Annotated in this window: 8 protein-coding genes; all 8 read right to left on the bottom strand. The window is 46.0% G+C overall.

The annotated features are described in order from the left end of the window. Nucleotides 1–32: 32 nt before the first annotated feature. Nucleotides 33–1,043: a DUF6562 domain-containing protein gene (locus BacF7301_RS08660; RefSeq protein ID WP_167961990.1), complete on the bottom strand. Its 1,011-nt coding sequence runs from the start codon at nucleotides 1,041–1,043 to the stop codon at nucleotides 33–35. A 36-nt stretch (nucleotides 1,044–1,079) separates the two neighbouring features. Next, the gene (locus BacF7301_RS08655; protein WP_167961988.1) at nucleotides 1,080–1,817 is read right to left on the bottom strand and encodes a DUF3575 domain-containing protein; all 738 of its coding nucleotides are present in this window, start codon (nucleotides 1,815–1,817) and stop codon (nucleotides 1,080–1,082) included. A 26-nt stretch (nucleotides 1,818–1,843) separates the two neighbouring features. Then, the gene (locus BacF7301_RS08650; RefSeq protein WP_167961986.1) at nucleotides 1,844–4,447 is read right to left on the bottom strand and encodes a DUF4962 domain-containing protein; all 2,604 of its coding nucleotides are present in this window, start codon (nucleotides 4,445–4,447) and stop codon (nucleotides 1,844–1,846) included. Between the two features lie 422 nt (nucleotides 4,448–4,869). Next, nucleotides 4,870–8,997: a hybrid sensor histidine kinase/response regulator transcription factor gene (locus tag BacF7301_RS08645; protein ID WP_167961984.1), complete on the bottom strand. Its 4,128-nt coding sequence runs from the start codon at nucleotides 8,995–8,997 to the stop codon at nucleotides 4,870–4,872. A 115-nt stretch (nucleotides 8,998–9,112) separates the two neighbouring features. Beyond that, nucleotides 9,113–10,312 carry a glycoside hydrolase family protein gene (locus tag BacF7301_RS08640; RefSeq protein WP_167961982.1) on the bottom strand — a complete coding sequence of 400 codons (1,200 nt, stop codon included), beginning with the start codon at nucleotides 10,310–10,312 and terminating at the stop codon, nucleotides 9,113–9,115. 238 nt (nucleotides 10,313–10,550) lie between these two features. Next, nucleotides 10,551–11,042 carry a DUF4488 domain-containing protein gene (locus BacF7301_RS08635; protein WP_167961980.1) on the bottom strand — a complete coding sequence of 164 codons (492 nt, stop codon included), beginning with the start codon at nucleotides 11,040–11,042 and terminating at the stop codon, nucleotides 10,551–10,553. Nucleotides 11,043–11,181: 139 nt separating this feature from the next. Beyond that, the gene (gene asnS / locus BacF7301_RS08630; RefSeq protein WP_167961978.1) at nucleotides 11,182–12,585 is read right to left on the bottom strand and encodes an asparagine--tRNA ligase; all 1,404 of its coding nucleotides are present in this window, start codon (nucleotides 12,583–12,585) and stop codon (nucleotides 11,182–11,184) included. A gap of 105 nt (nucleotides 12,586–12,690) precedes the next feature. Next, the gene (locus BacF7301_RS08625; RefSeq protein ID WP_167961977.1) at nucleotides 12,691–14,187 is read right to left on the bottom strand and encodes a pseudouridine synthase; all 1,497 of its coding nucleotides are present in this window, start codon (nucleotides 14,185–14,187) and stop codon (nucleotides 12,691–12,693) included. Between the last annotated feature and the right edge of the window lie 46 nt (nucleotides 14,188–14,233).

Below are 14,233 nucleotides of genomic sequence, written 5' to 3'. Positions count from 1 at the left end.
GGTTAAGCAATTCTTAATTCATTTGTTATTAATTATAATTCTCCAAGGTCTACTTCCAAATCACCATCGTAACCGGGGTCGATACCTATTCCGCCATTTACGTCGGAAGTAAGGAAGTTACCGCGTACTGTTGTGTTTTTGTTCCGTTCACAAGGAATACTCAATATTGTACGTGCCAGTACTTCATTCTTCTCATTCAGGATTTCCAGTTCCACCGGAATAGAAGCGGTTGCTCCGGCACCGACCAATAGATAGTCAAATCCCAGTTTCAGCTCTTGCGTACCGTCGGCAGGACGTTCAAAGGCGACCTTGTATTCCATATACATCAGCGAGTTCTTGGGCACATCGTCCCATAAGTTATATCCCGTAGGCAGATAATCGCTGTACTTCACGCGAGCCGTAAAGCTCTCACCTTTCAGACTGCCCGTAGAGAGTTTATAGAGAAACGTCTCCACATCTTTCGCAATCAATTCATAGCGCGCCACGGGGCGGTATAATGTTACATCAAGTCCGGTTTCAGCTCCCCAATCGTTACGGTAGGAAGTAAGGTCTACTGCCGTAGAAGCGGCAAACACATCTTTGTAGCGGCTATTTCCTATATATTTTCCGGCAGGAAGAATGAAAGCCAGATTCTCCGCATCGTAGACAAGTCCCTGTTCCGGTGTTTCCGAATTTACATAGTCAGCCCACACCAAGATGCGATAGTTGCGGGCATGTAACTTCATGCTGACGGGCAGAGTAGAACGGTTGAAATCTTCTTCATACACCGTCTGGCGTGCCACTACTTGCCTATCCAGGTAAGCCTCAACGATAAAACGTCGCAGATATTTGGTTTCCGCCGCACGGCTGACCGCCATCGGCGGGCGTTCCGCCAAACTAAGATTCATTATCAGATTGAGATTCAGCGTCACTGCTGTAGGGTCTACTCCCAATTCTCCGTCAGGAGTCAGTTCCGGTTCTTCGTGCAGGCTGCATCCATTCACTAAAAAAGCGAAGAATAACAGAAAAGTGCAATGTGCCAGTATATATAAACTTTTTCTCATATTGTTATCGTATTTACAGGTATATTCCTATTGAGTTCAGAAGCGATATACCAGTGACGCTCCTACGCGGGTTACACCCCAATAGTGGCGGACACGTGTATCCAGCAATGCACCGTTGTCTATATTATAATAGGTATTATACTTCATATTGGCATATCCCAATCCCAGAGTAAATTCCGCTCCCCAATGTTCGGACAAAGGCAGTTTGTAGCCATAACTCAGTCCGGCTCCCAGCAAAGGGCGGTCGACGTCCTGATAACGGTTGTCGTTCCACTTCACGTTGAACCATGCCACGTAGGCGTGCAGTCCGACAAAATGTCCTCGTCCCGCTTCGTTTCCTATCCACCAACGAGCTTCCGGTTGCAATGCCACGGTGCGTACTCCATGTTCACTTCCCAAGTCCCACAGACTGCAAGTCAAAGGCAGTTCCACGGTTATCTTTTTGTGCACCTGCATTTCCACAGCAAGGTTCAAGAGAGCACAAGCGTCATACAGCACGTTAGTTTTCAGCGCCAGGTAGCGTTTGCCGTCTAAAGCAGCCGCCTTCCGCGTGCCCGCTTTGCCGGAGACTTCCTTTTTACTCTCTCCCTTTTTGGCAGGAACGCCAATAACCGTCACCGGCTTCTTTCCGTCAGGTTTGTAGACCGTCGTTTCTTCCGGAGCAGCGGAAGTCTGCACACGGGGCTTCACCGGAGTCTGAGCTGACAAAACAGCCATACCCGATAATGCAGCCAACAGGCACATGGTTCTCATATTAAATTTCGAATGTCTCATAGTTCCGTATCTTTCATGTTCGTTTATCAGATTTCCAGTTCGGGCAATGTATCCCTCATAACTGTTTCATATCCGTCTTCATTGACAATAGTGGCTTCTCCCTTGTAAGTGATATTCACTTTCTCCTTGGTGCTGCGGATGAAGAAAGAAGGCGCACCGTTAGATTTCAGATTCACACTGATAAGCCACCCGCCCACTTTGATACGTCCGTCGGACAGTATTTCCGGGTCTTTGGCGGGATATTTCAACGCATGCGTATTGATGATAGTGGCAAAGCGATATACTTGTGCTTTCTCCGATGTAGCGGTAAAATGCCAGTGGTTCGGATACTTCTTGAAGTTGCCTTTATCATCGGCACGCAGCCAGTTGACTGCCGGATAGAAGAAACTGCTGGTTGTGTCAGTCTGTAACGTTCCGCTTGAGAAGAGATAAGCGTCCGACGCTCCGCCACGGTTAGTAGCCTGAACGTGTACAAAACGGTTATCCGCCTTATTCACAGTCATGGGATTCTCCGTAGTGTGCAACAGGTAATTCCAGTTCACCGGTTCGTCTGCTTCCAGTTCATCATAGACGAAAATCAATCCGGTCTTACCCAAGTTCACAATATGACGACGGAAAGTCTTCACGTGATTCTCATCCCAGCCATTTTCGGGTGTATAGTGCACTTCGGACTGTTCACCCCGTGTCAGCCAAAGCGGTGAGATAACTTTTCCATAAGCATTGGAAGCGTCTCCCAGTACATAGCCTATTTTTTCACTGGCGTAATAACGGGGAATCCAGCCATATCCTTCCGTTCCTATACGCTGTCCCATGCCATTCACCAAGATAGTATTGTGAGCCCGTGTGGCACGATGGCACAACATACTGTGTACATCCGTAAATTCGATATGGTGACCGCTACTATAAAACAATGGCTTTCCACCATAGAAAGTATTGAACGCATTCTGATTGGCTAGTGCATGAGAAGTAGAACCATAAGGACTGGAACGGAAACTCCACATTGCGTTGCCGCCTACTCTGTCCCAATTCGTTTGGAAGGAAGCCAATCCCGTCGCGGGAAATACGTAACCCGCAGGAAGCGCTGTCAATCCCTCGCCTTCGGGCAATGGCTTGTCGCATTGAAGACGGAACCATGCAAGGTCACCCGGTTTGCTCAACAAGGCTTTTTTCATATATTCCGGTTCCACTTTCAAGGTGCGGCGTACAAAGTCGGCTGCATAGGTATTTCCGGTAAGGCGTGCCAGTGCATCCAGATACCCGATACGGATACTGTTAGGACGTCCCACATTCTGATGCGAACTTCCGTTTCCACCGGATTTGGAGAAAGGGGGTTGCTGGAAGATAGTGTACATGATATTTCCCTGATACCACGGGTCGGAGAAGAAATCATATCCGCTCAGTTTGCTATAATAATAAGGTACTTCTATCAAGGTACGGGTGTTGACTGTGAAGTAAGAGTCGCCATTGTGCCAACCACCGTCTTTGTTCAATCCGGGAAAACGCGCCAGCCAGACATTGTAGCAATAATCCACCCATGTATTAGCTTCGGGCAAATCACCATATACACTGAATGCCGCCATTGTCAGGATACGGAGTGTCATCTGCCACACATGATTGTCGGCAATGTGATTCTCCAACCGATTGTTAAAGTTATCGTACATCTCGCCACCTTTCACCTTGATTTCATCAAGCAAAGTTTTCTTCTGCGATGCGTCCAGCCGGTCATAGAAAGAATCATAAGCCATGGAGCAAAGTGACAACAGAGTGGAAGCGTTGAAATCACCTTTCACATTCTTGTCCTTGTCCCAACCCGCCATAATAAGTACCCGCTTGATGCCTTCGTCAGCATATTTAGTATCCTGCGTCAACAGCCACGCACGTATCAGCGCCTCGGTATTTCCTTCTTCGGCATCAATGATACGACGGCTCTCGCGGGTAAGGTAGGAATTAATCTGCATTTCATTTTTCAGATTCTTCACTTGGGAAGTATTGATATCTTTCACCGATTTCATCGGAGTCTGAAGCACTTTGTCGGCACGTTCAAGATACCATTGTCTTTCCGCTTTTTCCTTGCTGCGGTTCATAAAGTCCTTCCATTCATCCTTCATCATCCACACACGCGGATGACCGGCAGGCAATTTTGCCAGCAACGCTTTCAATGAGGGGGGACAGAATTTTCCCGGACGGTCTTCCACTGTGACCTGTTGCGTGCTTCCCCACACCACTTGTCCGTCTTCTACATATCCGAACTGCCAGTACCATACACCCGGTGCAAGCGGTTTCTCCGGATTGTAAAACGGCCAACGGGTATCCACCTGAGTGACACCTGATTTAAAACCGGAGTCTTGAGAATAGCGTAAGCGATAGGTAACTTTCGTTTTATCGACCTTCTTTACTTTGTGTTCGAATCCGTCCAACGGACTGTCCTGTGAGTTCATATCCGAACGGAGCGGCCATTGGAAAGAAACCGCACGGTCATTCACCACAGCCTTATCAAGCGGATAAGGAGTAGCACGCATTTCATGCATTAACATTGTCTCCGTCAACTTGATGACTGCCTGTTTTTGTGCATAAGTCATCTGTGCAGCCGCAGACAAGATTACGAATGAAATCAATAATACTTTTTTCATGATATCAAATGATTGGTTTTTCTGTAGGCAAATGTAGGTAAACCACCCGAAACGGGACTTTCAATTCAGTTCTTCCTTCTCTGATAGTGTCTAATCCGACTTTGATTTCGTGCATTTCAACTTAAAAATCGTCCAAGACAGGAGTTATAGGTAGCTACAGAGGATATAAAAGAATAAAAAAGCATTCACATACTATTAAATCAGAACATCCGAAACTCTAAAAAACAAACCGAATAAAACTATCTCCGGTGATGCATAATTTTATTCGTCTGACTATAGTGATTCTTTCGTCTAACTATAGTCAGACGAAAGAATCACTATAGTCAGACGGAAGTTCAACTGTAGTCAGACGAATAAAATCATATATAATGAAGACTAACTCTTTGTATCTAAAGAATTAGTCTTATGCAAGTTCGATATTATTATTTAGCGTGCTGCTTTACATATTCCGATGGCAAGCAGCCGACATACTTCTTAAAACTGGTAGAGAAATAAGAAGAAGAGCCGAAACCTACCATACCGCTGATTTCAGAAATGGAATAGCGGCCTTCCAGCAACAGTTTGCAGGCTTTATTGAAACGGATACGCCGGATAAAGTTAGCGGGTGGTTCACCGGATACGGAATTCATCTTGAGATAAAGTGACGAGCGGCTCATACAAAGCTTGCTTGCCAGTTCGTCCGATGTAAAGTCCTCGTTACTGATATTCTCTTCCACCACCTGAATCGCTTTGCTCATGAATTCTTCATCCAAGTTGTTGGAAGTCATTTTAGCAGTATCAATATCAATCGTATTAGAATAATAATGTTTCAGGCGTTGGCGTGCTTTCAACTGATTAGCGATTTTGCCTTTCAGCAATTGGATGGAGAATGGCTTTGCCATGTAATCGTCCGCTCCCGCTTGAATACCCTCGGTCTGTGCGTCGACACTTCCTTTGGCTGATAGCAGAAGCACCGGTATATGGCAAGTTTGCAGGTTTCTTTTGATAAGCTGGCAAAGTTTAATCCCGTCGATTCCCGGCATCATCACGTCGGAAAGAACGATGTCCACCCGATGCTCTTTCATGATAGCCAACGCTTCCTCTCCGTTTCCGGCAGTAAGGGTCACATAGTTCCGGCGGAAATTCTCTTTCAGATAATCTACCATTTCCTTATTATCATCCACCAGCAAGATAGTGGGACGTTCTTCTTCACCGGTAGCCTCTATCTGACTGTCGTCCCCGGACGTTTCCTCAGAAACCACAGCCGGCATGTCGCCGGAGAAATATTCATCAACAACCGGAAGTTCGCGGAAGGAAGCGTCAGTTTTGGCTTCATGTTCCAACGCTTCGGCTTCATGTTCCGGTGCTTCCCGTTCTTTCTCTGTGAAAGCATTTATATTGGCCGGTAAAGTGACTCTAAATTCCGTATATTGATTAGGCTCACTTGCCACGGTAATAGTCCCGTGATGTTTCTCCACCAGCATTTTCACCAATGACAACCCGATACCCGTTCCTTTCCGTTGACCGTCTACTTGATAGAAACGTTCAAAAATACGGGTAAGCTGTTCCGCAGACATGCCGATACCACTATCCCTTACAGTGAAGCTATATGTTTCCCCTTCCGCACTTAAAGAAAGCGAAATACTTCCGCCGTCCGGTGTAAACTTAAAGGCATTTGAAAGCAGATTCATCAGAATAGTCTCCAAGTACGTCTTGTCTGCCGGAAGCAGTCGTCCCGCCGCCAGGTCTGATTTCATACTAACAGTTATATTACGCTTTTGCGCATTCTCACTGAACATGACAAGAACGTCCTGCAACAGCCCTTCTACATCTGTCAGCGCAACATGAACAGGCAACGCGCCCGCCTCGGCTTTACGGAAATCAAGCAGTTGGTTGACAATGTGCAACAACTTCCGCCCGTTCTTATACACATAATCCAATTTCTGCCGTACAAGAGTATCCAACAGGTTTTTCTGCCCCAAAAGTTCCTCTAACGGAGCCAGTATCAGGCTCAACGGTGTACGCAGTTCATGAGACATATTCATATAGAAACGTACTTTCTCCTGGCTGATTTCTTCTACCTTGCTTCGCTCTATCTGTTCGATTCGCACCTGCATCTTCATCTTGGCACGGGCGATGAAGAAATATACAATAAAAACGAGAAGACCTACGGAAAAGAGTACGAAAAGCGTCTTTGCCCACCAAGTCTGATACCACATCGGGATGATGTGCACAAAAAATTCAGTAGTCGCTTCGCTCCATTTTCCGTTATTGTTGCATGCCTTCACCTTGAACACATATTCCCCGGGCGGGAGATTGGAATAACTCGCCCGCGCAAACGATACATGACGGGAATAGTTCCACTCCGTTTCAAATCCTTCCAGTTTGTAAATGAATTGATTCCGTTTACCCGCCAGATAATTGATAACAGCGAAACGGATATTAAACAGTTTTTGGTCGGAAGGAAACGACATGCCTAACATTCGTCCCTGCTCGTCCTGATAATAGCGTACCCGGTCGCTTTTCATGTCCGTAATCACTTGATTGAAGACTACCGCTCCTGTAACCACCGCGTTCGGAGAATACGGATTATCCCCCAGTTCGTAAGGCTTGAAATAGGCAACACCACCCAAAGAGCCCAGGAAGAATGTACCGTCCTGCGCCTTACAAGCTCCGTAATAATTGAACTGGTCGTGCGGAAGCCCGTCCTGCTTCGTATAATTGAGGAAAGTACCTTCTTCCCTGTTGAAACAAGCCAGCCCCTTATTGGTAGTCAGCCACAAACGCCCCCGCTCATCTTCCAATATACTATAAATGAAGTCGTTCGGCAGACCGTCTTTCATCGTATATTGTTCCCAAGCGGTCGATGTACCTTCCTTATAACGGTATAGCCCCGTGGAAGTCCCTACCCAAATATCGTGATGACTGTCTTCCAACACACAAAAGGCTTGTATCAGCCCATGCAGATAAGCCGAAGAGGAAAGATGTAATTCTTCCAGTTTCCCGCCGGCATACAGGAACAGACTCTCTTCCGTTCCAATCCATATCCTTCCTTTTGAATCGCGGAACAATGTATATATCAATACATTCTCCAACTTACCATGTTTTTTAGCCAACGGATGCAGTGAAAGTACTCCCGTCCGTTTGTCTAAAAGGTAAAGCCCGTTCATGCCACCTACCCAAAGCGTTCCGTCCGCTCCGTCCAATAAGGAATAACAACTGTTGTTCAGAGAAATCGAATGTGGGAAATCGTATGTCTCTATTCTCCCGCTCTGGCGGTTCAGCCGGCTCAGTCCCCCGCCATGAGTACCGATATAGATACTGCCGTCTTTATCCGTCCATATACATTTTATATTATCAGACTTCAAAGAATTGGCGGAAGTTCCCGCCCGGAAGAAAGAAAAGGCTCCGGTTTTCCGGTTATAGTAATTCAGTCCGCCGTCGTTTGTGCCAATCCATAGATTCTCACTGTCCGGCTCCTCGGCTATACAACTCACGGTATTGTCACTCAGAGAGTTCTGCCAGGTCGAATGTTGCAAGCGTCCGAAAGCCGGAGCTAAAGGATGGTAATAATTAAGTCCGCCGTAAAACGTACCCACCCACATACCGCCTTGATTATCTTTCAAGATAGAGCGAATGGAATTGTGCCCCAACGAGGTAGGGTCTTCGGGAGAGAAACGGCAGATTTGAAAAGACTCCGTTTCCGGTTCGAGGATAAGCAGGGCTTCCATCGTTCCTATCCAGACTCTTCCCTTATCATCCTGACACAGGGTTCTGACGGAATTTGTGAGGAAGTAGGCAGGGGTATTCTGTTTGTTATAATGCCGTTTTATCTGAAAATTATTATCTACGCAATACACCCCGTTAGTCAATGAAGCCAGCCAGCAATTTCCGGTTCTGTCATCATAGAACATATCGGATATGACTTCTCCCTTCAGTTGCAACAGTAGCCGTGTCACGTTTTCATTGCGCTCATAGTAGAAATAGACACCTTCCGAAGTACCCAGCAAGAAGCCGTCATTCATCCGGCAAACAGAATAGATTGTTTTCCCGGCAAGCTCCGGCTGTGCTTTCATCCGTCCCGTCTTTTTATCGAAAATCATCAAGCCTGTATTAGTGGCAAGCAAAAGGCGACCGCTTTCTTCCGGCTCCCCGATAGCAAATACTTGCATCGGCTGGTTGTCCGGTGAGGAATAGTTGGTGAAGTTGTTTCCTACAATATTATAACGGGACAAACCAACCTGAGTGCCTATCCATACCGCGCCTTCCGGGTCAGTGTGAAGTGAATAAATATGGTTATTCGCCAGACTTGTCGTATCGTCCGCCGCTTTATAGTAAGACGCAAAACGGGAACCTTCATACCAGTTCAGTCCGTCTATCGTACCTACCCAGATTTTGTTATTATGGTCCTGCGTCAAGGCAAGCACAGTGTTCTGCGACAGTCCGTCGTCTACGGACAACCGCTTAAAATGGATAGGGCTGTTGTCAGCCAACACGGTATATAAAGGAAAAAACAGGAAGCAAACGGATAATCCGAATATGTACTTAAATAGCAAATGCCGGTCTTTCATGAGCTAAACGTTGAAGTTTTCATTGTAAAGATAGGAATTTTCAATTCAATCTTATAAAGGAACCCTATTTTTTAACTCATATAAAGAACCGGCATCTACCTAAAAACTAATACTATTAATTATCCGATTTCTCTTTTAGGTCTTTATAACGCTTCATTGCTTCCAGATAGTAATAATCGGCATAATTCAACGGAGTGTCAATTTCACTATCATGCGGGAAGCTGCCGACAGAGTGCAGCTGGATGAAACCATGATTTTCTCCTTCTTTCGCCAGATATTCTTCGGATGATAATTGTTTCAGAATGTTCTCCGCATAACGGAAATATTCCTCTCCTTGTTTTTTATCACCATATCCGCTCAGTTCCAGTAATGCGGAAGCTGTTACAGCAGCCGCAGAAGCATCTCTCGGTTCATTCGGAATATTGGGAGCATCATAATCCCAGTAAGGAATGTAATCGTTTTCCGCCGGACGGTGGTCAATAATAAACCGGGCTATTTTATGAGCGGCATCCAGATAACTCTGCTGCTTGGTGAAACGGTAGCACATGGTATATCCATACACTCCCCACGCCTGGCCACGCGCCCAAGCGGAAGAATCGGCATATCCCTGGAATGTTCCTTTCGACTCCACCTCGCCGCTGTCCGCCAGATAACTTACCACATGATAGGAAGTCATGTCCGCCCGGAAATGATTCTTCAATGTCTTGTCGGCATGGGAAATTGCTATATCACGATAGGTAGGATTATTTGTTTGTTCCGAAGCCCAGAACAACATTTCAAGATTCATCATATTATCAATAATCACCGGATAACTCCAGTCGCCGAAATCCCATGAACGAATCAATCCTACTTTCGGGCTAAACCGGGAACAAAGGCTTTCGGAAGAATGGACAAGAATCAGGCTGTCGGTCGGTTCCGGTTTCAAACGAATACCTTGCCCGTAACTGCAAAACATCATAAAGCCCAAATCATGGTTACCGGTATAATATTGCATATCCTGCAAACGGTTCGTGTACTTGCGTGCTTCCTTTGCCAACGCCTCATCCCCGGTCAACTCGTATGCCAGCCACATCGAACCGGGATAGAAACCACTCGTCCAGTCGGTAGGATGTTCCAGTCTGTACTTTCCCTCTTTTATGGAACGGGGGAAGCAAGCCGTGTCCGGTTCATTCTTCAATTGCTCTGCCATATAGAGCAACTGATGCCCGGATGTTTTCACCGCATGGTCGAACCATTGCATCTCATTTCCTTTCGGAGCATTGCAGGCAGTCAGGAAAGCAATACTTCCTACCGCCACTAAAAGTTTGTTTTTCATTGTTATAATTCTACTATTGTTGATGTAAGCAAAATTAGAGCAATGCAGAGAAACGGAGTTTATATATCTTCCTTTTCATTTCCGTTTCTATTTCAACCGACTTTGATTTCGTCCAAAAACGCTTCGTTTTTATCTTTTACACAAAAGACAGGCACGGATTTCACGAAAGACACTGTAATCAAGTATAACAAGAGTACAGTATTCCGTGAAATCCGTGCCTGACAAAAAAACGATGTTTTTATCTCACAATATCTTCCGGAAACTTGGCCGGCATTTCCACCCGTTTCCAGGTTTCATAATACCAGGTATTCAGTTCATTTCCATTCAAATCATTCTTGATGAAGTATTTCAGATGCAGGTAATCACTGTCCTTGATTTCAAATTCCAGAATATTATCCTGATTATCCAACATCGGAAGATGGATATTCTTCTCGATACTTTCTTTATAAGAATCGTCCGTCAACTGCTTCCATCCCCCATATCCGGTGACAATCGCACTGGAACCGGGAATAACAGTGAAGTTCACAATTCTTCCGTCGTCACTCAATACCTTGAATGTATTACTGGGCTTCAACTCTCCCGGAACATCGGGAGATTCCGACACATAATGGCAAAGTTGCCAGATTCCTTTCAACTCGGCCACTTTGAATTTAGTTTTCTTCTGGGCCATCGCACCTGTTACCGCCAACAACATTATTGAAAGCATGGTAAAGAAATAGAGCTTTTTCATTGTCGTATTATTTTAGTTAACACTCTTCTATGCGTATGCCCAAATATAAAGATTTATTTTGAGAATAGAACAATGAATGGCATAAAAAAACTCGCATAACCGAAAGATTATGCGAGTCTTACATAAATATACCGAAATATTAGAAATCAGCATTTCTCGGTGTACGCGGGAACGGTATCACATCACGGATGTTCGCCATACCTGTAACGAATAATAACAGGCGTTCAAAACCGAGTCCGAAACCGGAGTGGGGACAAGTACCGAACTTACGGGTATCCAGATACCACCACATATCCTTCATCGGGATATGCATTTCTTCGATACGGGTCATCAGCTTGTCATAATCAGATTCACGTTCGGAACCGCCGATAATTTCACCGATTTTCGGGAAAAGAACGTCCATTGCACGTACTGTCTTGCCGTCCTCATTCTGCTTCATATAGAAAGCTTTGATTTCTTTCGGATAGTCAGTCAGGATTACCGGACGTTTGAAGTGGTCTTCCACCAGATAACGTTCGTGCTCGGAAGCCAAGTCTACGCCCCAGTAAACGGGGAACTCGAACTTGTGACCTTTTGCAACGGCATCTTCGAGAATCTTTATACCGTCTGTATAAGGCAAACGTACGAAATCATCATTCAATACACCTTGCAGACGTTCAATCAGTCCCTTGTCGAACATATCGTTCAGGAATTTCACGTCGTCCGCACAGTTATCCAACGCCCATTTCACACAATATTTGATGAACTCTTCAGCCAAGTCCATATTGTCTATAATGTCGTTGAAGGCAACTTCCGGCTCAATCATCCAGAACTCTGCCAAGTGGCGGGGAGTATTGGAGTTTTCGGCACGGAACGTAGGACCGAAGGTATAGATAGAACCCATCGCCGTAGCAGCCAGTTCACCTTCCAACTGACCGGATACGGTCAGGCTTGCCTGCTTGCCGAAGAAGTCGTCCTCATAAGAGATGGAACCTCTTTCATCTTTCTTCAAGTCATACAGGTTCATAGTAGTTACCTGGAACATCTGTCCGGCACCCTCACAGTCAGAAGCTGTAATGATCGGAGTATGGAAATAGAAGAAGCCCCTGTCATGGAAAAACTTGTGAATAGCAATCGCCATGTTGTGACGAATACGGAACACTGCACCAAACGTATTGGTACGCGGACGCAAATGGGCAATCTCGCGCAGGAATTCCATGGAGTGACCTTTCTTCTGTAATGGATATGTATTATCGCAAGTACCCAGCACTTCGATTTCACGAGCCTGTACTTCCACTTTCTGACCGGAACCTACCGATTCCACCATTTCGCCGTTCACGCTGATACAAGCGCCGGTGGTAATCAGTTTCAGCATCTCTTCATCGAAATTAGCCAAATCTACTACGACCTGCAAATTATTTATTGTAGAACCGTCATTCAGTGCGATAAAGTTTACTTGTTTGCTACCTCTGCGGGTGCGAACCCATCCTTTCACATTGACCATAGCGCCGATGTCCGTGCGCTTCAACAGGTCTACAATTTTTGTTCTACCAATCTTTTCCATTTAACTTATTCTTTTTAGATACAAGAAGACGAGGTTTAAAACGCAAGATTCATTTCTTCCTGCTTTCTTTCCCCGTCCCCTGTCAAGTTGTTATTTATTAACTTATTATTCAAACGAACCCATGCGGAGGTAGTTTACTTCTGCTTCCGTCAGGTAACGCCAGTCTCCGCGACGCAGACCTTTCTTGGTCAGTCCTGCGAAGAATACACGGTCGAGTTTTATTACTTTATAACCCAGTGATTCGAAAATACGGCGAACGACACGGTTCTTGCCGGAGTGAATTTCGATACCTACCTGGTCTTTCCTGAAATCATCCGTATAGCTGATAGCATCTGCATGGATTTCACCGTCTTCCAACTGGATACCGGCTGCAATCTGTTCCATATCCGCTTTTGCCAGATTCTTGTCCAACTGAACGTGATAGATTTTCTTCTTCAGGAACTTCGGGTGTGTCAGCTTGGAAGCCAAATCACCGTCATTCGTCAGTAACAGTACACCAGTTGTGTTACGGTCAAGACGTCCTACCGGATAAATACGTTCGTTGCAAGCTCCTTTAACCAAATCCATTACCGTGCGGCGTTCCTGCGGATCATCCGATGTAGTAACGGTATCTTTCGGCTTATTCAGCAATACGTATGCCTTACGTTCGATGCTTACCGGTTCGTCGTGGAACTTAACCACATCCGAACGTTTGATTTTTGTACCCAATTCAGTAACTACTTCATCGTTTACAGAAACCACACCTGCCGTGATAAATTCGTCAGCCTCACGACGTGAACAAACACCTGCATTAGCCAGGAACTTATTCAGACGAATCGGTTCGTTCGGGTCAACAAACTGTTCCTTGTACTCGATTTGTTTCTTTATGCTGTATTTCGCATTCGGATCATAATCGCCGGTACGAGGACGAGGACGGTATCCGCCCTGGCGGTCGTTGTTGTATCTCGGACGATAACCGCCACCACCGCCGTTGTTGCTGCGATAGCCGCCACCACCTTCGCCGTTATTGAAACGGGGACGATACGGACGGTCACCACCACCTTCACGGTTGTAAGAAGGACGCTGAGGACGGTCGCCGCCACCTTCGCTATTGAAGCGGGGACGGTACGGACGGTCACCATATGAACCACCTTCACGGTTGTAAGAAGGACGCTGAGGACGGTCGCCACCACCTTCGCTATTGAAGCGGGGACGTTGCGGACGGTCGCCATATGAGCCACCTTCACGATTGTAAGAAGGACGTTGGGGACGGTCACCGTAAGAGCCGCCTTCGCGGTTGTAAGGACGCTGCGGACGGTCGCCACCTTCATTGTTATTGAAGCGAGGACGATACGGACGATCGCCACCTTCACGATTGTAGGAAGGACGTTGAGGACGGTCGCCATAAGAGCGGTCGCCATAAGAACGCTGCGGACGTTCTCCACCTTCATTATTGGTATTAAATCGCGGGCGATACGGACGCTCCCCGCCTTCACGGTTGTAAGAAGGACGATACGGACGTTCTCCACCTTCTCTGTTGTAAGATCTGTTACCATCACGGCCGGCACCGGTATTCTCCTCATTGTAAGAATTTTCGCGCCATTCTTCGTTTTCTGTGCTCATTTTTTTATTCGAATAAAATTAGACTTTGGCCTCACGGCCTATTTAA

It is taken from the genome of Bacteroides faecium, assembly GCF_012113595.1.
In the GTDB taxonomy this organism is placed as follows: domain Bacteria; phylum Bacteroidota; class Bacteroidia; order Bacteroidales; family Bacteroidaceae; genus Bacteroides; species Bacteroides faecium.
Note: the sequence above shows the minus strand (reverse complement) of the source record. Positions and strands in the feature narration are given on the sequence as shown.

What these genes read in the sequence shown, in the direction of transcription:
- BacF7301_RS08660 (WP_167961990.1), bottom strand. Translation starts at nt 1,043, where the DNA reads ATGAGAAAAAGTTTATATATACTGGCACATTGCACTTTTCTGTTATTC.
- BacF7301_RS08655 (WP_167961988.1), bottom strand. Translation starts at nt 1,817, where the DNA reads ATGAGACATTCGAAATTTAATATGAGAACCATGTGCCTGTTGGCTGCA.
- BacF7301_RS08650 (WP_167961986.1), bottom strand. Translation starts at nt 4,447, where the DNA reads ATGAAAAAAGTATTATTGATTTCATTCGTAATCTTGTCTGCGGCTGCA.
- BacF7301_RS08645 (WP_167961984.1), bottom strand. Translation starts at nt 8,997, where the DNA reads ATGAAAGACCGGCATTTGCTATTTAAGTACATATTCGGATTATCCGTT.
- BacF7301_RS08640 (WP_167961982.1), bottom strand. Translation starts at nt 10,312, where the DNA reads ATGAAAAACAAACTTTTAGTGGCGGTAGGAAGTATTGCTTTCCTGACT.
- BacF7301_RS08635 (WP_167961980.1), bottom strand. Translation starts at nt 11,042, where the DNA reads ATGAAAAAGCTCTATTTCTTTACCATGCTTTCAATAATGTTGTTGGCG.
- asnS (WP_167961978.1), bottom strand. Translation starts at nt 12,585, where the DNA reads ATGGAAAAGATTGGTAGAACAAAAATTGTAGACCTGTTGAAGCGCACG.
- BacF7301_RS08625 (WP_167961977.1), bottom strand. Translation starts at nt 14,187, where the DNA reads ATGAGCACAGAAAACGAAGAATGGCGCGAAAATTCTTACAATGAGGAG.